Annotated in this window: 19 protein-coding genes; 12 read left to right on the top strand and 7 right to left on the bottom strand. The window is 63.8% G+C overall.

What is annotated here, in order from left to right:
• Positions 1 to 32: 32 nt before the first annotated feature.
• Complete coding sequence (gcvP, locus tag PVW51_RS00095) at positions 33 to 2,879, top strand: aminomethyl-transferring glycine dehydrogenase (protein ID WP_274573510.1); 2,847 nt, start codon at positions 33 to 35, stop codon at positions 2,877 to 2,879.
• Positions 2,880 to 3,139: 260 nt separating this feature from the next.
• Here the strand turns inward: gcvP and PVW51_RS00090 are convergent, their stop codons facing one another.
• From PVW51_RS00090 to PVW51_RS00075, 4 genes are all read right to left on the bottom strand, one after another.
• Complete coding sequence (locus PVW51_RS00090; RefSeq protein ID WP_269364202.1) at positions 3,140 to 3,406, bottom strand: hypothetical protein; 267 nt, start codon at positions 3,404 to 3,406, stop codon at positions 3,140 to 3,142.
• Positions 3,407 to 3,504: 98 nt separating this feature from the next.
• Complete coding sequence (locus tag PVW51_RS00085; RefSeq protein WP_274573133.1) at positions 3,505 to 4,377, bottom strand: inositol monophosphatase family protein; 873 nt, start codon at positions 4,375 to 4,377, stop codon at positions 3,505 to 3,507.
• A gap of 75 nt (positions 4,378 to 4,452) precedes the next feature.
• A complete protein-coding gene (locus PVW51_RS00080) occupies positions 4,453 to 6,969 on the bottom strand; it encodes an ABC transporter permease (RefSeq protein WP_274573132.1) in 2,517 nt (838 codons plus the stop codon).
• A complete protein-coding gene (locus PVW51_RS00075; protein ID WP_274573131.1) occupies positions 6,966 to 7,634 on the bottom strand; it encodes an ABC transporter ATP-binding protein in 669 nt (222 codons plus the stop codon). The genes PVW51_RS00080 and PVW51_RS00075 overlap by 4 nt, the downstream gene beginning before the upstream one ends.
• Before the next feature lie 165 nt (positions 7,635 to 7,799).
• Here PVW51_RS00075 and PVW51_RS00070 point away from each other — a divergent pair, with 165 nt between their 5' ends.
• Together PVW51_RS00070 and PVW51_RS00065 are read left to right on the top strand one after the other, a co-directional pair.
• A complete protein-coding gene (locus PVW51_RS00070; protein ID WP_338019722.1) occupies positions 7,800 to 8,429 on the top strand; it encodes an arylesterase in 630 nt (209 codons plus the stop codon).
• A gap of 3 nt (positions 8,430 to 8,432) precedes the next feature.
• Positions 8,433 to 9,050: an SOS response-associated peptidase gene (locus PVW51_RS00065; RefSeq protein ID WP_274573130.1), complete on the top strand. Its 618-nt coding sequence runs from the start codon at positions 8,433 to 8,435 to the stop codon at positions 9,048 to 9,050.
• 83 nt (positions 9,051 to 9,133) lie between these two features.
• Here PVW51_RS00065 and PVW51_RS00060 read toward each other — a convergent pair whose 3' ends face one another.
• Positions 9,134 to 9,340 carry a cold-shock protein gene (locus PVW51_RS00060; RefSeq protein ID WP_067294005.1) on the bottom strand — a complete coding sequence of 69 codons (207 nt, stop codon included), beginning with the start codon at positions 9,338 to 9,340 and terminating at the stop codon, positions 9,134 to 9,136.
• 285 nt (positions 9,341 to 9,625) lie between these two features.
• Between PVW51_RS00060 and PVW51_RS00055 the strand changes: the two genes are divergently transcribed.
• Positions 9,626 to 10,948 carry an NAD(P)-dependent oxidoreductase gene (locus tag PVW51_RS00055; protein ID WP_274573128.1) on the top strand — a complete coding sequence of 441 codons (1,323 nt, stop codon included), beginning with the start codon at positions 9,626 to 9,628 and terminating at the stop codon, positions 10,946 to 10,948.
• 116 nt (positions 10,949 to 11,064) lie between these two features.
• On the top strand, positions 11,065 to 12,369 hold the full coding sequence (preA, locus tag PVW51_RS00050; RefSeq protein WP_274573127.1) for an NAD-dependent dihydropyrimidine dehydrogenase subunit PreA: 1,305 nt from the start codon (positions 11,065 to 11,067) through the stop codon (positions 12,367 to 12,369).
• A gap of 19 nt (positions 12,370 to 12,388) precedes the next feature.
• Here the strand turns inward: preA and PVW51_RS00045 are convergent, their stop codons facing one another.
• Together PVW51_RS00045 and PVW51_RS00040 are read right to left on the bottom strand one after the other, a co-directional pair.
• On the bottom strand, positions 12,389 to 12,754 hold the full coding sequence (locus PVW51_RS00045; RefSeq protein WP_274573126.1) for a hypothetical protein: 366 nt from the start codon (positions 12,752 to 12,754) through the stop codon (positions 12,389 to 12,391).
• 151 nt (positions 12,755 to 12,905) lie between these two features.
• Complete coding sequence (locus PVW51_RS00040) at positions 12,906 to 13,523, bottom strand: TetR family transcriptional regulator C-terminal domain-containing protein (protein ID WP_274573125.1); 618 nt, start codon at positions 13,521 to 13,523, stop codon at positions 12,906 to 12,908.
• 152 nt (positions 13,524 to 13,675) lie between these two features.
• On the opposite strand from PVW51_RS00040, the gene PVW51_RS00035 reads away from it, so the two are divergent.
• The 7 genes from PVW51_RS00035 to PVW51_RS00005 all read left to right on the top strand — a co-directional run bounded on the left by PVW51_RS00035 (position 13,676) and on the right by PVW51_RS00005 (position 20,662).
• Positions 13,676 to 14,926: a Zn-dependent hydrolase gene (locus tag PVW51_RS00035; protein WP_274573124.1), complete on the top strand. Its 1,251-nt coding sequence runs from the start codon at positions 13,676 to 13,678 to the stop codon at positions 14,924 to 14,926.
• A 100-nt stretch (positions 14,927 to 15,026) separates the two neighbouring features.
• A complete protein-coding gene (locus PVW51_RS00030) occupies positions 15,027 to 15,311 on the top strand; it encodes a hypothetical protein (protein WP_274573123.1) in 285 nt (94 codons plus the stop codon).
• 83 nt (positions 15,312 to 15,394) lie between these two features.
• Entirely contained in the window at positions 15,395 to 16,855 is a 1,461-nt protein-coding gene (gene hydA, locus PVW51_RS00025; RefSeq protein WP_274573508.1) for a dihydropyrimidinase, read from the top strand.
• Positions 16,856 to 16,871: 16 nt separating this feature from the next.
• Positions 16,872 to 17,678, top strand: coding sequence for an ABC transporter ATP-binding protein (locus PVW51_RS00020; protein WP_274573122.1), 807 nt, complete (start codon positions 16,872 to 16,874; stop codon positions 17,676 to 17,678).
• 252 nt (positions 17,679 to 17,930) lie between these two features.
• Entirely contained in the window at positions 17,931 to 18,794 is an 864-nt protein-coding gene (locus PVW51_RS00015; protein ID WP_269364226.1) for an ABC transporter permease, read from the top strand.
• Positions 18,794 to 19,633 (top strand): ABC transporter permease, encoded by an 840-nt coding sequence (locus PVW51_RS00010; RefSeq protein WP_274573121.1) that lies wholly within the window; start codon positions 18,794 to 18,796, stop codon positions 19,631 to 19,633. The genes PVW51_RS00015 and PVW51_RS00010 overlap by 1 nt, the downstream gene beginning before the upstream one ends.
• Positions 19,634 to 19,672: 39 nt before the next feature.
• On the top strand, positions 19,673 to 20,662 hold the full coding sequence (locus PVW51_RS00005) for an ABC transporter substrate-binding protein (protein WP_269364230.1): 990 nt from the start codon (positions 19,673 to 19,675) through the stop codon (positions 20,660 to 20,662).
• Positions 20,663 to 20,904: the final 242 nt, after the last annotated feature.

Genomic DNA, 20,904 nt, shown 5'->3' with positions numbered 1-20,904 from the left:
ATATGAAAGCCAAAAAGAATGAGGGTGTCGCGATGAGCTTCAAGCCGACCGATTATCTGCCGTATGATTTTGCCAACCGCCGCCACATCGGCCCGTCACCGGCTGAAATGTCGGACATGCTGAAGGTCGTGGGGGCGAAATCGCTTGGCGACCTGATGGATGACACCCTGCCAAAGGGCATCCGCATGAAAGGGTCGCTGGACTTTGGCAGGGCAAAGTCGGAACGCGAGGTGCTGGAGCACATGCGCGTGGTGGCGGGCAAGAACAGGGTCCTGACCAGCCTGATCGGCCAGGGCTATCACGGCACCGTCACGCCGCCCGCGATCCAGCGCAACATCCTGGAAAACCCGGCCTGGTACACCGCCTATACGCCCTATCAGCCGGAAATCAGCCAGGGACGGCTTGAGGCGCTGCTGAACTTCCAGACCATGATCAGCGATCTGACCGGTCTGGAGGTTGCCAATGCCTCCCTGCTGGACGAGGCGACCGCCTGCGCCGAGGCGATGACCATGGCGCAGCGGGTGTCCAAATCGAAGGCGGTGAAGTTCTTTGTCGACCGCGATTGCCATCCCCAGAACATTGCGGTGATGAAGACCCGCGCCGCCCCCCTGGGGATCGAGGTCGTGGTCGGCGACCCGGCCAAGATGGAGGCATCGGAGGTGTTCGGCGCGATCTTCCAGTATCCGGGCACCTATGGCCATGTGCGCGACTTCACCGACAGCATCGCGGCCCTGCATGAACACAAGGGCATCGGTATCATCTCGGCCGATCCTTTGTCGCTGACCCTGCTCAAGGAGCCGGGCGCGATGGGCGCGGACATCGCCGTGGGTTCGACCCAGCGTTTCGGGGTGCCCGAAGGCTACGGCGGCCCGCATGCGGCCTATATGTCCTGCAAGGACGCCTACAAACGCGCGATGCCGGGGCGGATCGTGGGTGTGTCCATCGACACCCACGGCAACCGCGCCTACCGCCTGTCCCTGCAGACCCGCGAACAGCATATCCGCCGTGAGAAGGCGACCAGCAACGTCTGTACCGCCCAGGCCCTGCTGGCGGTCATGGCGTCGATGTACGCGGTGTTCCACGGCCCCGAGGGGCTGAAGGCCATCGCGCAGCGCATCCACCGCAAGACGGTACGTCTGGCCCGTGGGCTGGAAGAGGCAGGCTTCAAGGTGGACCCGCAGGCCTTCTTCGACACGATCACTGTCGATGTGGGGCCGCTGCAGGCCGCCGTGATGAAATCGGCGGTGGACGAAGGGGTCAACCTGCGCAAGGTGGGCGAATTCCGCGTCGGCATTTCACTGGACGAGCGCACACAGCCAAAGATCATCGAAGCGGTCTGGCGTGCCTTTGGCATCGTCAAGGAGGACAACGATTTCGCCCCCGAGTACCGCGTGCCGGAAGAGATGCTGCGCAGCTCCGAATACCTGACCCATCCGATTTTCCACATGAACCGGGCCGAGACCGAGATGATGCGCTACATGCGGCGTCTGGCGGATCGTGATCTGGCACTGGACCGCGCGATGATCCCGCTGGGTTCCTGCACGATGAAGCTGAATTCGGCGGCGGAGATGATGCCGGTCAGCTGGCGGGAATTCTCGCTGATCCACCCCTATGCCCCCGCCGACCAGGCGCTGGGCTACAAGGAGATGATCGACGATCTGTCCGCCAAACTCTGCGACATCACCGGCTATGACGCGATCTCGATGCAGCCCAATTCGGGTGCGCAGGGGGAATATGCGGGGCTGCTGACCATTGCCGCCTATCACCGCGCCGAAGGTCAGGGGCACCGCAACATCTGCCTGATCCCGGTCAGCGCCCATGGCACCAACCCGGCCTCCGCACAGATGGTGGGCTGGAAGGTGGTCGTGGTGAAATCGGCGGCCAATGGTGACATTGACCTGGACGATTTCCGCGCCAAGGCGGAAGCGGCGGGCGATAACCTTGCCGCCTGCATGATCACCTATCCCTCGACCCATGGCGTGTTCGAGGAAACCGTGACCGAGGTGACAAAGATCACCCACGCATACGGCGGCCAGGTCTATATCGACGGGGCCAACATGAACGCCATGGTGGGGCTGTCGCGGCCCGGCGATCTGGGTGGCGACGTGAGCCACCTGAACCTGCACAAGACCTTTTGCATCCCGCATGGCGGCGGTGGCCCCGGCATGGGGCCGATTGGCGTCAAGTCACATCTGATCCCGCATCTGCCGGGCGATCCCAACGCGGGCGGCGCGGCGGTATCGGCCGCACCCTATGGCTCGCCCTCGCTGCTGCCGATTTCATGGTCCTATTGCCTGATGATGGGCGGCGAGGGGCTGACACAAGCCACCCGCGTCGCGATCCTGAACGCCAACTATATCGCCAAGCGGCTGGAAGGGGCGTTCGACGTGCTTTACAAGGGGCCGACCGGCCGGGTGGCGCATGAATGCATCATCGACGTCCGCCCCTATGACGAAAGCGCGGGCGTCACGGTGGACGACATCGCCAAGCGTCTGATCGACTGCGGATTCCACGCGCCGACCATGTCCTGGCCGGTGGCGGGAACGCTGATGATCGAACCGACCGAATCCGAGACCAAGGCCGAGCTCGACCGATTCTGCGATGCGATGCTGGCGATCCGCGACGAGATTGCCGCGATCGAGGCGGGCGAGATGCCGCGCGAGAACAATCCGCTGAAGAACGCGCCGCATACGGTGGAGGATCTGGTGGTCGAATGGGGTGACCGGCCCTACACCCGCGAACAGGGGTGTTTCCCGCCGGGGGCCTTCCGGGTGGACAAATACTGGCCGCCGGTGAACCGGGTGGACAACGTCCACGGTGACCGGAACCTGATCTGCACCTGCCCGCCGCTGGAAGACTACGCCGAGGCGGCGGAATAGAGCCAGATCGGTAAACGGCCACCGGAACACGTGGCCGTTTGTCTTTTGCTACAGCGTTTCGGGATAAACTTGAAACATCCCGCATCACTTTTCGCGTTCGACCGAAGGGAGAGGCAGCGAACAAGTGATTCAGGTATATCGCGAAACGCTTTAAAGCGCCCGACCTTTACCCTGAAGCATCCAGCGACATGATTGCCCCGAGAGCGCCGCAGGCGCGGCAGGGTATTCATGTCTCGGGTTTAAGGTCGGGCGCTCTGAGGTCAGCCCAGAAGCAGGACGGCGCCCAGGGGAATAACCACGTCACAGCTGCCGATGGCAGGTTGCGCTGTTTTTGCGCGGTCGGGATACCACAGACGGCAAGAGCCGGCCGGCGGGTAATAGCCCTTTGGCACGACGAGGTTGCTGCTGCTGAACGGGTCGTTGCGCACGACCATCCTGGTCTGCTTGGCGTTGGCTTCAGTCAGGGGCAAGCTGATGGCAGTCAGCGCGGCGAGAGCGATGCAGGATTTACTAAATGATTTTAACATCTCAAGTCTCCTTCGAAAGGGCCAGGGACGTAAATGACCGATGGCCAAGGACCTAACGCGCGGCGTAACGAAAAAGTTCCGGATCGTGACCGACCTTGCTATTGATCTGCGTCGTTCAGGAATTTGAAGACCCTGGCGAGGCGGTTCCAGGTTGCCTTGTCCGGCGCGGCCAGTATGTGCCCGCGGCGCAGGGTGGCGTCATAATCGCCGCCCGACAGCATCTGCACATAGCCGCCCGCCTGCTGGCAGATCAACGCGCCTGCGGCATGATCCCAGGGATTCAGGCTTTGGGTGAGCAGAAAGTCGAAGTGACCCTGCGCCAGCATCCGGTATTCATGCGCCGAACAGCGCAGGCAGTTGACCCAGTTGAAATTGCAAAGGGTCGCCGCCAGCTTCTCCCGCCACGCGTGATCGAACAGATAGAGCGGGATATAGCCTGAAAGCCCCGCCAGTTCGCCGCCCCTGCTGACCCGCAGATCATGCGTGACGCCGGAGGGACGCTGCATCTGTGCAGGGGATTGATCATCCGCGATGGCCCAATCGTCCATCACTGGGTCATAGATCAGCCCGAAGGCCGGTTTGCCGTATCGGGTGACCGCGAGGATGACGCCGAAGACCGACATGCCCCGCGCGAAATTCCAGGTGCCGTCCACCGGGTCGATGATGAAGCACAGTGGCGCATCGGCGATCTTGTCCAGCAGGGTGGGATCGGCGGAAACTGCTTCCTCGCCGATCACCAGCGCGCCTGGAAAGGCCATGTTGAGGGCACGGGTGATCATCGCCTCTGCCGCCGTGTCCGCGATGGTCACCAGGTCGTCCGGCCGCGATTTCGTGGCGATGTCGGCGGCATTCAACGCGCGGAAACGCGGCATGATCTCGGCTTTTGCGGCGCGGCGCAGGATGTTGATCACATTGTTGCGCTGGGCAGGGCTCAGGGCGGGGGCGCGTTTGGCGGGCAGATTGTCAGGCATTGTCGCTCCTTTGTATTCTGGCGCTGACTTGCCCGATCCGCCGGGGGATGTGCAAGCCGGGTGGTGGTGCTTGCGTCATTCTCGCGCACGCAGGACCTGCGCGGGCCGGGCGTTGAGTGCGCGCAGGGCAAAGCCCAGCCCGGCCAGGACAGAGGCCAGCGCCCCGCCTGTCACGATCAGCAGGGCAGAGGGCCAGATCACGCTGAAGCGGGTTTCCATCACGAAGTGGCTGACGGCCCAGCCGCCCAGGATCCCCGCCAGCAGTGCAACGCTGCCCGCGAAAAGCCCCAGCAGGGCCGCGCGCAGCACGAAGCTGGCGGCGATGGCGCGCCGCGAGGCCCCCAGCGTCTTGAGCAGTGCGGATTCGTAGCGCCGCGCCTCCGCCCCCGCGGCCGCCGCGCCGATCAACACAACGAACCCCGTCAGCAGCGTGGCCAGCGCACCATAAGAGGTCGCGGCGGCAAGGCTTGCCAGCACGGCGGAAACCCGGTCGATGGCGTCGCGCACCCGGATCGCGGTGATATTGGGGTATTGCGTGGCCAGATCGCGCAGAATGGCGGCTTCGGCCTCTTCCTCTGCATAGACGGTCGAGATGAAAGTATGCGGCGCACCGGCCAGCGCTGCGGGGTTCATCGTCAGGACAAAGCCGATCCCGGCGGTGGAAAAGTCCACCTCCTGAAAGGCGGCAATGGTGCCGGTGATGTCGCGGCCCAGCACGTTGATGGTCAGCGTGTCACCCAGCTTCAGCCCCATCTCCTCGGCCTCTTCGGCGGCAAAGCTGATCAGCGGCGGGCCGTCGTAATCCTCCGCCCACCATTCACCGGCGGTGATCCTGGCATCGGCACCGGGCTTTGCGGCATAGGTCACGCCTCGGTCACCGCGCACCACCCAGTGATCGCCCGCAACCTCCCGCGCCGGCTTGCCGTTGATCCGGGTGACGACACCGCGCAGCATCGGCGCGCTGTCGATGCGGCTGACGGCGGGGTCATCCTCCAGCCGCTTGGTATAGCCGGGCATCTGGTCCTTCTGGATATCGACAAAGAAATAGGAGGGCGCCACATCGGGCAGGTTGCCCGCGATGGCCTGCCGCAGGTTGCCGTCGATCTGCCCCACGGCGGCCAGCACCGACAGGCCCAGACCCAGCGAGAGCACCACCGCACCGGCTCCTTCGCCCGGTCCCGCAAGAGCCGCCAGGGCCCAGCGCAGCCGGGGGCGGCCCCGCGCCAGCCGCGCGCCGCCCCGCGCCACCACGCGCAGCAGCAGCGCCGCCAGCACAAGGATCAGCAGCGCCCCGGCAATGCCGCCCAGAGTCCAGAGCGTCAGCCGCCAGGATCCGTTGAACCAGCCCGCCAGCCCCACCAGCGCCGCCGCGAGCGCCGCGATGGCCACCAGGTACTTCGCGGCAGGCAGCCGCCGCGCCCCGGCCCAGGCATCGCGGAACAGGGTCGCGGCGCGCACATCCTCGCTGCGGGCCAGCGGCCAGAGGGTAAAGGCCAGCGCCGTCAGCAGACCATAAAGCGCCGCCTCGATCAGCGGCGCAGGATAGAGCGCGAAACTGGTCGGCAGGGGCAGCCTTGCGGCAATGACCGGCGACAGCAGCAGCGGCACCAGCCCGCCCAGCACCACGCCAATGGCAACGCCCAGCAGTGACAGCACACCGATCTGGATGAAATAGGTCTGGAAGATCGTCGCCCGCTCCGCCCCCAGGGCGCGCAGGGTGGCGATCACCCCGGTCTTGCCCTGAAGATAGGACCGCACGGCGGCAGAGACGCCAACGCCTCCGACAGCCAGCCCCGACAGGCCCACCAACACCAGAAAGGCGCTCAGCCTTTCAACGAAACGCGCCACACCGGGCGCCCCGTTGCGCGCATCGGTCCAGCGCATCCCGGCATTCTCGAACTGCACCTCGGCCTCACCCTCCAATGCGGCAAGGTCTGTGCCCTGCGGCAGGTCCAGCCGGTACTTGCTGTTGTAAAGCGTGCCCGGCGCGAGCAGGCCCGACCCCTCCAGCGCGTCGCGGTGCAACAGGGTGCGCGGCCCCAGGGCAAATCCACTGGCGGCGCTGTCAGGCTCACGCAGGATCAGCGCGGACAGCCGATAGTCACGGGTGCCCAGCCGGAACGTGTCGCCCGGCGTCAGGCCCAACCGGTCTGACAGCGCGCGTTCCATCACCGCGCCGGGCAGCCCCTCCACCTCGGACAAGGCCTGATCCAGCGGCATCGCGGGATCGAGAACCATCTCTCCGACAAGCGGGTAAAGGTCATCCACCCCCTTGATCTGGGTCAGGGCGCGGTCATCGCCGACCACGGCCATGGAGCGGAATTCGACGATTTCAGAGACCGCAGTGGCGCGCGCCGCCATCCACGCCCGTTCCTCCGGGCTGGCAAAACGATAGGTGAAATCAAGCTCCGCCGCGCCGCCCAGCAGGGCCGCCCCCTCCCGCGCCAGGCCCGCCTCGATCGCGGCGCGGACGGAACCGACAGCGGCGATGGCCGCCACCCCCAGCGCAAGGCAGGCCAGGAACAGGCGGAACCCGCGCAGCCCGCCGCGCATTTCGCGGCGTGCGAACCGGGCGGCGAGGGCAAGGCTCATGCGATCTGCCCGTCGGCCAGGGCGATGGGCCGGTCGCAGCGTTCGGCCAGCGCCGGATCATGGGTGACCAGCACCAGCGTGGCCCCATATTGGTCGCGCAGGGAAAACAGCAGGTCCATGATGGCCGCACCATTGGCGCTGTCCAGATTGCCGGTCGGCTCATCCGCCAGCAGGATCGCCGGACGTGGCGCACAGGCCCGTGCCAGCGCCACCCGTTGCTGTTCACCACCCGACATCTGAGCCGGGTAATGGCCGGTGCGATGCCCCAGCCCGACGGTCTCCAGTGCCTCGCGCGCGCGCTCAAAGGCCTCCGGGATCCCGGCCAGCTCCAGCGGTGTCGCGACATTTTCCAGGGCGGTCATGGTGGGGATCAGGTGAAAGGACTGGAACACGATGCCCATGCGCCCCTGCCGGAACCGGGCCAGCGCATCCTCGTTCATCGCGGTCAGATCCTGACCCAGCGCATGTACGGTGCCGCCCGTGGCCTGTTCCAGCCCGCCCATGACCATCAGCAGCGAGGATTTGCCCGACCCCGAAGGCCCGGTCAGCGCGACGCTTTCACCGCTCTCGACGTTCAGGGAAATTCCGCGCAGGATATCAACGGGTCCGGCATTGCCCTTGAGCGACAAAAGCACATCTTGAAGGTGGAAAACGGTGTCACTCACGCGGGGGCCTTTCAACGGGGTCCCTACGGATATGGAGTTGTTACGATGATGCGCAAGGCGATAAAGCGTTTCAGGATAAACTTGAAACATCCCACATCACTTTTCGCGTTCGACCGCAGGGAGAGGCAGCGAACAAGTGATTCAGGTATATTCCGAAGCGCTCTGGTGGGGATTGTTCTGATCTGGGGGCAGGCGGTTGCGGCGCAGCAGGTCGTGATCGCGGCGCTGGGTGACAGCCTGACACAGGGCTACGGCCTGCCGGCGGAACAGGGGTTCGTGCCGCAGCTGGAAGCCTGGCTTGCAGCGCGAGGCAGCGATGTGCGGCTGATCAACGCGGGCGTTTCCGGCGACACGACCGCGGGGGGGCTTGCCCGCGTGGGCTGGACCCTGACGCCAGAAGTGGGCGGGATGATCGTGGCGCTGGGCGGCAATGATCTGCTGCGCGGGCTGGCCCCGGCGCAGGCGCGCGCCAATATCGACGGGATCCTGCAGGCGGCGCAGGCGGCCGATGTCGAGGTGCTGCTGATCGGCATGGAAGCGCCCGGCAATTACGGCCCCGACTACAAAAGCGAATTCGACGCCATCTATCCCGAGCTGGCAGAAGAATACGGCACGCAGTTTGTCGACAGTTTCTTTGCCGGATTGACGGAAGGGGATGCGCCCGCCGACCCGTCACAATTGCGCGGCTTCCTTCAGGCCGATGGCATCCACCCCAATGCAGAGGGTGTGACCCGGATTGTCGAGGGCATCGGGCCGGAGGTTCTGGACCTGATCGCCCGGATCAGGGCGGACTGACCCTTGCCGGGGCGGCTGTTCCTCACCACGCCACTTGCTGCGCTGGCGGAAGAATTGGGGGTGCCGCCGGGCGCGCTTGCGGATGAACCGCCCCGCGCCAATATCTCACCCGGCCAGCAGATCGTCACCTTCAACGGCACCGGCCTTGCCCATATGCGTTGGGGGATCATCCCGGTGGGGCGGGTCAACGCCCGTGGCCGCCCGGTGATGGAGACGCTGATCAACGCGCGCTCCGAAACCGTGTTCGATAAAAGCGCCTTTGCCGGGACGGGCAGGGCGGTGGTGCCGGTGAACGGCTGGTATGAATGGACCGGGGAAAAGCGCCGCAAGACCGCCTGGCGGATTGCACCGAAAGACGGCGGATACCTCTATTTTGCGGCCATTACCGACCTCTGGCAGGCGCCGGGTGGCCTGCAGGTGCCGCAGGTGGCAACGCTGACCTGTCCGCCGAACGCCGATGTCGCGCCGGTGCATCACCGCATGGGCGCGCTGCTTGAGCGGGAGATGATCGGCACATGGCTGACCGGTGACGCGCAAGACGTGAAGCCGCTGCTGCAGCCCTGGCCGGAGGGACGTCTGCTGATTGAAAAGGCCAGCGGCGTCGACTGGACCGGGCCCTGACCGAAGCGACCTGAGAAAGTCCCCTGACAAAAGAAAACGGGCGCCTGACAGCGCCCGAATTCCCTCATGAAACTGATGCTTGCTCAGGCGAGTGCGATGTTCGCGGCGCTTTCGCGGCCGTCGCGGCCTGCTTCGACATCGAAGGTCACTTTCTGGTTGTCGGCCAGACCTGTCAGGCCTGCCCGCTCAACTGCGGAAATGTGAACAAAGATATCCTTGCCGCCCCCGTCAGGGGCAATAAAGCCGTAGCCTTTGGTCGTGTTGAACCATTTTACGGTACCAGATGCCATGGACCGGTTCTCCTGTCTTAGTTCTGCCCGCGGAATGCGGCAGCGTGGCTCGGACGAAGTCGTGATCGTTCCAGCGCCATAAGGCAGGGAGTTTCGAAAGTCGTTCGTGCAGCAATTTCGATAATGAAAGGAATCAAACGAAAATCAAGCCCATTTACCGGGCATGGCCCAATCGGCGGACGGCTGCGCATGAAATTTCACCGGAATGAAATAATTTGACCACTTGATAAAAAAATAACTCTGGGGCAGAGTTTTTCAAGACCCAGCCAATGCAAGGTGAGCCAGATGACTTCAGATGTCTTTGAACCGGGAATTCAATCGGGGCGGTTGAGCCCGGCGGACTATCAGGCGCAATTCTCGGACCTGCACCCGCCGCTGGACCGGCATGAGGCCCTGGTGGCGGCGGATCGGTGCTATTTCTGCCATGACGCGCCCTGCATCACGGCCTGTCCCACGGATATCGACATTCCGCTGTTCATTCGCCAGATCGCGACGGGCACACCCGATGCGGCGGCAAAGACGATCCTGAGCCAGAACATCATGGGCGGCATGTGCGCACGGGTCTGCCCGACGGAAACCCTCTGCGAACAGGCCTGTGTCCGTGAAAAGGCGGAAGGAAAGCCGGTGCTGATCGGCCAGTTGCAGCGTTTTGCGACGGATCATTTGCAGGCGCAGGGGGTGCATCCCTTTGTCCGCGCGGCTTCCACCGGAAAGACCGTGGCGGTGGTGGGCGCCGGCCCTGCGGGCCTGTCCTGCGCACATCGGCTGGCGATGCTGGGGCATGACGTGGTGATCCATGACGCGCGGCCCAAGCCGGGCGGCCTGAACGAATACGGCATTGCGGCCTACAAGACACCCGGCGGCTTTGCCCAGGCGGAGGTCGACTGGCTGATGCAGATCGGCGGGATCAGCTTCAGGCACGAAAGCGCCCTGGGCCGTGACCTGACCCTGGAGACCCTGAAAGCGGAATATGACGCCGTTTTCCTTGGCGTTGGCCTGGGCGGGGTGAACGCCCTTGGGGCCGAGGGCGAGGACAAGCAAGGGGTCAGCGACGCGGTGGATTTCATCGCCGAGCTGCGGCAGGCCAGTGATCTGGCAAGCCTGCCGATTGGCCGCGACGTGGTGGTGATCGGCGGCGGCATGACGGCAGTGGACGCGGCGGTGCAGGCCAAGCTGCTGGGCGCGCTCAATGTCACGCTGGTCTACCGGCGCGGGCGCGACCGGATGAACGCCTCTGTCTTCGAGCAGGACCTCGCGGCCTCCAAGGGTGTGCGGATCGTGACCCATGCGGTGCCGGTGGCGGTACATGGCAACGGCGCGGTGCGCGAGATCGAGTTCGAATATGTCGATGACGCGATGAAGGGCACCGGGCAGATGCTGAAACTGCCCGCCGACCAGGTGTTCAAGGCCATCGGTCAGACGCTGGAAGGCGAAGGCATGCCCGAGCTTGACGGCCGCAAGATCAGGGTGGACGGCACCGGCCGCACCAGCGTGGCGGGCATCTGGGCCGGAGGCGATTGCGCCAGCGGCGGCGACGACCTGACCGTGACGGCGGTGGCCGAGGGCCGCGATGCGGCGATGGACATTCACATGGCGCTGACCAAATGAGGTTTCGCGGAGAAACCTTGTTTATTAACAATGGGTTAATTCTTGACACGCGCGCCCCGCGGTAACCGCCGGGGACATGCGCATCGGGAATGGACGCATCTTTTGAGGATAGTGATATGGCTGATCTGACAACCGACTTCATCGGGATCAAATCCCCGAACCCGTTCTGGCTGGCCTCTGCGCCGCCGACGGACAAGGAATACAACGTGCGCCGCGCCTTTGAGGCCGGATGGGGCGGTGTGGTGTGGAAAACGCTGGGCTCCGAGGGGCCGCCCGTGGTCAATGTGAACGGCCCGCGCTATGGCGCGGTCTATGGGGCGGACCGGCGGTTGCTGGGGCTGAACAACATCGAGCTGATCACCGACCGCGACCTTTTCACCAACCTCGAAGAGATCAAGCGCGTGAAGGCGGATTACCCCGACCGGGCGATCATCGTGTCGATCATGGTGCCCTGCGAGGAGGAAGCCTGGAAGGCGATCCTGCCCCTGGTGGAGGATACCGGCGCGGATGGGATCGAGCTGAACTTCGGCTGCCCCCACGGGATGAGCGAACGCGGCATGGGGGCTGCGGTGGGCCAGGTGCCGGAATACATCGAAATGGTGACCCGCTGGTGCAAGCAGTATTATTCCAAGCCGGTAATCGTGAAGCTGACGCCGAACATCACCGACATCCGCAAGCCCGCCGCGGCGGCCAAGGCGGGGGGCGCGGATGCGGTGAGCCTGATCAACACGATCAATTCGATCACCTCGGTCAACCTCGACACGATGTCGCCGGAGCCGTCGATTGACGGTAAGGGATCACATGGCGGCTATTGCGGCCCGGCGGTCAAACCCATTGCCATGTCGATGGTGTCAGAGATCGCGCGCGACCCGGAAACACGGGGCATCCCCATCTCGGGGATCGGCGGGGTCACAACCTGGCGCGACGCGGCAGAGTTCATCACGCTGGGCTGTGGCAATGTGCAGGTCTGCACCGCTGCGATGACCTATGGTTTCAAGATCGTGCAGGAGATGATCAGCGGCCTGTCCGACTGGATGGACAGCAAGGGCCATACCAGCATTGACGATTTCAAGGGCGCGGCGGTGCCGAATGTCACCGACTGGAACCAGCTGAACCTGAATTACATCGCCAAGGCCAAGATCGACCAGGACCTGTGCATTTCCTGCGGCCGCTGCTTTGCCGCCTGCGAGGATACCAGCCATCAGGCCATCGCCATGTCAGAGAACCGGACCTTCAGTGTGATCGACGCGGAATGCGTCGCCTGCAACCTGTGCGTCAATGTCTGCCCGGTGGAGAATTGCATCACGATGGAGGCGATGGCACCGGGCACCACGGATCCGCGCACCGGAAAGGTGGTACAGCCGGATTATGCCAACTGGACAACGCATCCGAACAACCCGTCGGCAACTGCCGCTGAATAACGGTCGCGGCGGTCAGGGCTCAGGCCTGGCCGGCCCCTTTCAGGAAGGGCGAGGTCGGCAAAGGATCCGGCATGGTTCTGGAAATCTCTGCCAGGGTCGGCATCAGGTTTTCGATCTGCGCGGCCAGGATGGAATTGGGCGTGGCATCCGCCGGGCGACGTGTAAGCGCGGGGCGCTGCGCCGCCTCACCGCCCGCACCGGCACCCGTGCCGGAATGAGAGGTCGAGGACCCCTGCCGGTGCGTATCGGCGGGGCGGCTGGTGGGCGCGATCCTGGCCGCGCTTGATGTCGCGGTGACGCCGCCATCGGTGCCCTGTGCAGCACTTTGCCCGGCCGTGGCCGTGCCATGCACCGCGAATGGATTGGTCAAAAGTAGAACACTCATCTCTGCTCCGATCATGTGAAATTGGGCTTCTCGCCCAGGGAGCAGTTTGCAGCGCAATCGTGAAGGAAGGGTAAAGGCCCCTTTGCACCTGGCCGCGATGCCGCGCCTGCGGCCGGGGGCCACCGGGAAACGGCAGCAGGTTCCGGGCCTCTCAGACCCTGAGCATCGCTTCGAACATGCGGCGCAGATGGGCGGAGGCACGGGCATGCGGGTCTTCCTCGGGGCCCATCAGGATCCTGACCTGGCTTTCGAAATCGGCGTAATGCTGGGTGGTGGACCAGATCGAAAAGATCAGATGTTGCGGATCGAGGGGCGGCAGCCTGCCCTGGGCGATCCATTCGGCGATCAGCGCGCATTTTTCGTCGAACAGCGGTTTGAGATGCCCGGTCAGCTCCGGCGCGATGCGCGGTGCGCCCTGCAGGATCTCATTGGCGAAAAGCCGGCTTTCGCGGGGCAGGTCGCGGGCCATGTTGAGCTTGCGCTGCACGTAGGACAGGATTTCGGCGACAGGCTCACCCTGGGGGCTCATCGCCACCAGCGGGTCAAGCCAGGTGTCCATCAAGCGGCTGAGCAGGGTGACATGGATGTCTTCCTTGCCATCGAAATAATAGAGGATATTGGGCTTGCTCAGCCCGGCCTCTGCCGCAATCTGGTCCAGCGTGGCCCCGCGATAGCCATGGCGCGAAAACACGTCGAGCGCGGCCTCCAGGATCAGCCTGCGGTTGCGCTTCTGGATGCGGCTTGTTTTCTTGGGCGCGCCGTCTGGCAAGGGCGTCTCCGGCAGGGTGCTGAGAAATGAGGCAGTCGCCCCGATGGGTCCCTGCGATGCTAAAAGCAGTTCTTGACAGATGCCAGTGTAATCGCAATCGTGCCTTTACCAAATGGTAAAATTTAATCCGCCAGCCTTTGAGGAGCCAGCAGATGCCTGCACCCGGTGAGAACCTGAAGATCAACCCGGACCGCCTGTGGGACAGCCTGATGGAGATGGCAAAGATCGGGCCGGGGGTTGCGGGCGGCAACAACCGCCAGACCCTGACGGACGAGGATGCCGAGGGCCGCGCGCTGTTCCAGAAATGGTGCGAGGATGCGGGTTGTGCCATGGGGCTGGACCAGATGGGCAACATGTTCGCACGCCGCGAGGGGACGGACCCCGAGGCGCTGCCGGTCTATGTGGGCTCGCATCTGGATACCCAGCCGACGGGCGGCAAATATGACGGCGTGCTGGGGGTGCTGGGCGGGCTGGAGATCATCCGCACGCTGAACGATCTGGGGATCAAGACGAAGCATCCCATCGTTGTGACCAATTTCACCAACGAGGAGGGCACGCGCTATGCCCCTGCGATGCTGTCGTCCGGGGTCTTCGCGGGCATTCACACGCAGGACTGGGCCTATGCGCGGGTCGATGCGGCGGGCAAGACCTTTGGCGATGAGCTCAAGCGGATCGGCTGGCGCGGCGAAGAGGAAGTCGGCGCGCGGAAGATGCATGCGTTCTTCGAGCTGCACATCGAGCAGGGCCCGATCCTGGAGATCGAGGGCAGGGATATCGGCGTGGTGACCCACGGCCAGGGGTTGAGCTGGACCCAGGTGACGGTCACCGGCAAGGACAGCCACACAGGGTCCACCCCCATGCCGATGCGCCGCAATGCGGGGCTGGGCATGGCGCGGATCCTGGAGAAGGTGGACGAGATCGCCTGGTCGCACAAGCCGCATGCGGTGGGGGCGGCGGGCCATATTGATGTCTATCCCAATTCGCGCAATGTGATCCCGGGCAAGGTGGTCTTTACCGTCGATTTCCGGTCACCCGAGCTGAGCGTGATCGAGGACATGGAGGCGCGGCTGCGGGTCGAGGGCCAGAAGATCGCCGATGACATGGGGCTGGAGGTCGCCTTCGAGAAGGTGGGCGGCTTCGATCCGGTGGCCTTTGACGCGGGCTGCGTGGCGGCGGTACGCGCTGCGGCGGAGCGTCTGGGGTACAGCCATATGGACCTGATTTCAGGGGCGGGGCATGATGCCTGCTGGATCAACCGGGTGGCCCCCACGGCAATGGTGATGTGCCCCTGCGTGGACGGGCTGAGCCACAACGAGGCGGAAGAGATTTCGAAGGACTGGGCGATGGCGGGTGCCGATGTGCTGTTGCATGCAGTGGTGGAGACAGCGGAGGTCGTTGGTTGAGGCGGGTGCCGATTTTTTGGAAAAAATCGGGCCGGAATTTTCCAAAATTCCGGGGTTGCACATGATTGCTAAGAGGCTTTCACTCGCTCGGAGGATTGACATGATGCTCGACAGCGAAGTGGCAGAGGCGCTGGCCAGTACAGACCAGGTGACACGGCGCACAGCACGGGATTTTGAAAGCCGCAGACGCGCCCCGCGTGAAGTGACGGTCAATTTTTCGGGCGGGATCACCCAGTGCTGCTGGTCCGTCAGCCGCGGCGATGGCACTTACCGGGTCGTCTATCTGCCCAGGGCCGGATATTTCTCGCTCTGCGTGGAGAGTGATTTCGGGCCGCTGGACATCGGCGTGCACGGGCCTGCGCTGGGGTGTTTCGGATCGGTCTGAGCCAGGGGGCGCTGCCCCCGCAGCCTTCGGCTGCCCCCCGGGCATATTTAAGGCCAAAAAGAATGGAAGACGGGAGAGAAGTGATGAGCAAGGTGATCAAGGGCGGCATGGTCTGTACGGCGGACCGGACGTGGAAAGCGGATGTGCTGATCGAGGGCGAGAAGATCGTCCGCATTGGTGAGGACCTGAAAGGCGACGAATATATCGACGCCGAAGGCGCCTATGTCATCCCCGGCGGGATCGACCCGCATACCCATCTGGAAATGCCCTTCATGGGCACCACCGCCGCCGAGACCTTCGAGAGCGGCACCTGGGCTGCGGCCTGTGGCGGGACCACGATGATCGTCGATTTCTGCCTGCCGGGCGCGGATGGCAGCATCAGGAACGCGATCAACGAATGGCACCGCAAGTCGGCACCGCAGATCTGTTCGGATGTCGGCTATCACATGGCGATTACCGGCTGGGACGAGAATGTCTTCAACGAGATGAAGGACGCCGTGGAGATGGGTGTGAACTCCTTCAAGCACTTCATGGCCTACAAGGGCGCGCTGATGATCGAGGACGACGAGATGTTCGCCTCCTTCAAGCGCTGTGCGGAGCTGGGCGCGCTGCCGATGGTCCATGCGGAAAACGGCGACCTGGTGGCCGAGCTGCAACAGAAGTATTTCGATCAAGGCATCACCGGGCCGGAGGGCCATGCCTATTCCCGCCCGCCGGAGCTGGAGGGGGAGGCCGCGAACCGCGCGATCACCATCGCCGATACCGCCGGCGTGCCTTTGTACATCGTGCATGTCTCCTGCGAACAGACCCACGAGGCGATCCGCCGGGCGCGGCAAAAGGGGATGCGGGTTTACGGCGAGCCGCTGATCCAGTTCCTGACGCTGGACGAGTCTGAGTATTTCAACAAGGACTGGGACCATGCCGCGCGCCGGGTGATGTCGCCGCCGTTCCGCAGCAAGGACCATCAGGACAGTCTCTGGGCCGGGTTGCAGGCGGGGTCGCTGCAGGTGGTGGCGACGGACCATGCAGCCTTTTCCACCGCGCAGAAGCGTGCGGGCAAGGATGATTTCAGGATCATTCCCAACGGGTCGAACGGGCTGGAGGAACGTCTGAGCGTGCTCTGGACCGAAGGGGTGGAGACCGGGCGGCTGACGCCGAACGAATTTGTCGCGGCGACCTCGACCAATGTGGCCAAGATCCTCAACATCTACCCGCGCAAGGGGGCGATTGTGGAAGGGGCGGATGCGGATATCGTGGTCTGGGACCCGAAGATCACCAAGACGATTTCACCTGCGAACCATCATTCGGTGCTGGATTACAATGTCTTCGAGGGCTTCGAGGTGACGGCAAACAGCCGCTATACGCTGAGCCGGGGCGAGGTGATCTGGGCCTGGGGGCAGAACAGCCAGCCGCAGCCGGGCCGGGGCAAGTTCATTCCGCGCCCTGCCTTCCCCAGTGCCAATGTGGCGCTGTCGAAATGGAAGGCGCTGACCAGCCCCAAGATGATCAAGCGCGATCCGTTGAACATTCCGGCGGGGATTTGACGACGTGGGGTCTGCGATGCCTGCTGAACACCATGGTTCTGTCGCCGCGGAGCCTGTCATCTCCGCCCGGGACCTCGACCTGACGTTCCAGACCAATGACGGGCCGGTGCATGCCCTGAAGGGGGTCAGCCTGGACATCGGGAAGGGCGACTTTGTGTCCTTCATCGGCCCCTCTGGCTGTGGCAAGACCACGTTCCTGCGCTGCATGGCCGACCTTGAGCAGCCCACGGGCGGCACGGTCACCGTGAACGGCATGACGCCGGAGGAGGCGCGCAGGTCGCGGGCCTATGGCTATGTGTTCCAGGCGGCGGGGCTTTATCCCTGGCGGACGATTGGCGGCAACATCCGGCTGCCGCTGGAGATCATGGGCATTGCCAAGGCCGAGCAGGACGCGCGCTTGGCGCGGGTGCTGGACCTGGTGGAGCTGAGCGGGTTTGAAAAGAAATTCCCCTGGCAATTGTCGGGCGGGATGCAGCAACGCGCCAGCATTGCGCGGGCGCTGGGGTTCGATGCGGATATCCTGCTGATGGACGAACCCTTTGGCGCGCTGGACGAGATCGTGCGCGACCATCTGAACGAACAGCTGCTGAAGCTTTGGGACCGGACCGGCAAGACGATTGCCTTTGTCACCCATTCGATCCCCGAGGCCGTCTATCTGAGCACCAGGATCGTGGTGATGTCGCCGCGTCCGGGGCGGATCACCGATGTGATCGACAGCCCGCTGCCGCGGGAACGGCCGCTGGACATTCGCGAAACGCCGGAGTTTCTGGAAGTGGCGCACCGGGTGCGTGAAGGTCTGCGGGCGGGGCATGGCGATGTGTGACTACGCGATGTGTGGTGACGGTCAAGCGGCCCGGTGCGCCGCAACTTGCCACGACGCTCCGGGTCCGCTCCGCCGTTTGTGTGGGGAGGAGAGGTCCCCCTTCATCGTTCACGGCCATCGGCTCACCAGCCTGTACCGCCGCTGCAGAAAACAACCAAATCCTTTCATTGTTCTTAAAATACACAAAAGACACCATCTGCGGCTGGCCGGGGCGCAGGTGTATTTGAGGAACAATGAAGCGGGGGGTATCGCATGAGGCGGTCGGTCGTGCCCGTGTTGACTGTTGTCGGGTTCCTGCTGGTGTTCTGGTATGCGGCGGCGGTCTGGCTGAATGCGCCCTGGGCCTACAACAAGGCGCAGCGGGCGGGCGAGAGCTTGTCCTTTTCGCAGGTGGTGGCTGATACCTGGTCGCAGAAGAAGCCGAAACTGCCGGCGCCGCATCAGGTGGCGCGGGAAGTCTGGGAGACCACGGCGCAGAAGGCCGTGACCTCGAAACGGTCGCTGATCTATCATGCCGGTGTCACGCTGAGCGCCACCCTGCTTGGCTTTGTGCTGGGCACCGGGCTGGGCATCTTGCTCGCGGTCGGGATTGTCTACAACAGGACGATGGACATGTCCGTCATGCCCTGGGTGATCGCAAGCCAGACCATCCCCATTCTGGCGATTGCGCCGATGATCATCGTGGTGCTGAATGCGGTGGGGATTTCCGGGCTGCTGCCCAAGGCGATGATCAGCATGTATCTGTCGTTCTTTCCGGTTGTAGTGGGCATGGTGAAGGGGTTGCGCAGCCCTGAGGCGATGCAGCTGGACCAGATGAGGACCTGGCATGCCAGCCGGGGGCAGACTTTCTGGAAGCTGCGGTTGCCCTCTTCGATGCCCTATCTCTTCACCTCGCTGAAGATCGCCATGGCGGCTTCCCTCGTGGGGGCGATTGTGGGTGAACTGCCGACCGGTGCGGTTGCGGGTCTGGGGGCGCGGCTGCTGGCGGGCAGCTATTACGGGCAGACGGTGCAGATCTGGTCGGCGCTGGTGATGGCGGCGGTGTTGGCGGCCTGCCTTGTGGGCATCATCGGATTGTTGCAGCGCGTCATGCTGCGCCGGATGGGGATGAGCTGATGGGCTGGATTGTCTTTGCCCTTGCCGCCTGGGCGCTGGGATGGCTGCTGAATGTCTGGCTGGCGCGCCAGCCGGTGACCTGGTTGTCGTCTTTCGCGGCGCCGGTCATCTTTGGCCTGACGCTGCTGGCGGTCTGGGAAGGTGTGGTGCGCGGGTTCGAGATCAACCAGGTCTTGCTGCCTGCCCCCACGGCGATTGCGGCGCGCATCGGGAGCTCGGCGGATCTGCTTTGGGCGGATTTTGCCCAGACCGTGCTGAAGGGGGCCTTGTCGGGTTATGTGATCGGCTGCGGCGCGGCTTTCCTGATAGCTGTGGCGGTCGACAGGTTCCCGTTCCTGCAGCGGGGCCTCTTGCCTGTGGGGAACTTCGTGGCGGCCTTGCCGGTGATCGGCATGGCACCGATCCTGGTGATGTGGTTCGGCTTTGACTGGCAGTCCAAGGCGGCGGTGGTGGTGGTCATGGTGTTCTTTCCGATGCTGGTGAACACGGTGCAGGGGTTGCAGGCGGCGGATGCCATGCAGAAGGACCTGATGCGCACCTATGCGGCGGGCTATTGGCGCACCTTGCTGAAACTGCGGCTGCCTGCGGCGATGCCGTTCATTTTCAACGGTCTCAAGATCGGGACGACGCTGGCGCTGATCGGCGCGATCGTTGCCGAATTTTTCGGCTCGCCCATCGTCGGGATGGGGTTTCGCATCTCCACATCCGTGGGGCAGTTGACGCTGGACCTAGTATGGGCAGAAATCTTTGTCGCGGCGCTGGCCGGATCGGCCTTTTACGGGGTGATGGCGCTGGTCGAACAGCGCGTGACGTTCTGGCATCCGAGCCAGCGGAATTAACCAAGAAAAGCAACCAACGGGAGTAAAAAGATGAAAAACATGACCAAGATTGCAGCCGGTGCGGCGCTGGGCCTCTGGGGCACGATGGCGCAGGCGGCAGATGATCTGACCCTGCAGCTGAAATGGGTCACCCAGGCGCAGTTTGCGGGCTATTACGTGGCCAAGGACAAGGGGTTCTACGAGGAAGAGGGGCTGAACGTCACGATCAAGCCGGGCGGCCCGGATATCGCGCCCGAGCAGGTGATTGTCGGCGGTGGTGCCGATGTGATCGTGACCTGGATGGCGGCGGGTCTGGCCGCGCGGGAACGTGGCGTGCCGCTGGTCAACATCGCGCAGCCCTTCAAGACCGGCGGTCTGCAGGTCAACTGCCTGAAATCCACCGGTGTGGAAAGCACCGATGATTTCGCCGGGCGCACCATGGGTGTCTGGTTCTATGGCAACGAATATCCCTTCTATGCCTGGATGGCTTCGCTGGGTCTGGAAACCGACGGGGCGGACGACAACGGGGTAACCGTTCTCAAGCAGGCCTTCTCGGCCGATCCCCTGATCCAGGGGCAGGCGGATTGCATTTCCACCATGACTTACAACGAGTACCGCCAGATCCTGCAGGCCGGGATCACCCCGGAGGAGCTGGTGACGTTCAACTACCTCGACATGGGGTTCGGCATGCTGGAAGACGGGCTTTACGTGCTTGAGGATGACCTGGAGGACCCGGCCTTCAAGGACAAGATGGTCCGCTTTGTCCGCGCGTCCATGAAAGGCTGGAAATACGCCGAGGAGCACCAGGAGGAAGCCGCCGAGATCGTGATCGAAAACGATGCCTCGGGCGCACAGGAGCTGGATCATCAGCTTTACATGGTCGGTGAAGTGGCCAAGCTGACGGCTGGCAGCAATGGCACCCTGGACGAGGCGGATTATGCGCAGACGGTCAACACGCTGCTCTCCGCGGTAAGCGAGGAGAATCCGGCGATCACGAAGGAGCCGGAAGGCGCCTGGACCCATGCGATCACGGATGAAGCGCTGAACTGATCGCTTCCGACATCAGGGAAGGGGCCGGTGCGGAAACGTGCCGGCCCTTTTGTTGAATGTGGCAGCTGCAGCTTGCACCGCGCGCGGCGCATGGTTTGAAAGCCGCGCTCCTTGAGCAGAGGCATGAAAAAAAAGGGGCCGATACATCGTACCGGCCCGAGGCTGCTGAAAAAGCACGTTCCTGCACCCGCTCCCCCCGAAACAACGAAATCGTTCTTCCACGACGCCAGCCACAAGCCTTG

Source organism: Sulfitobacter sp. PR48, assembly GCF_028807335.1.
In the GTDB taxonomy this organism is placed as follows: domain Bacteria; phylum Pseudomonadota; class Alphaproteobacteria; order Rhodobacterales; family Rhodobacteraceae; genus Sulfitobacter.
This window is presented reverse-complemented; position numbering and strand designations above follow the sequence as displayed.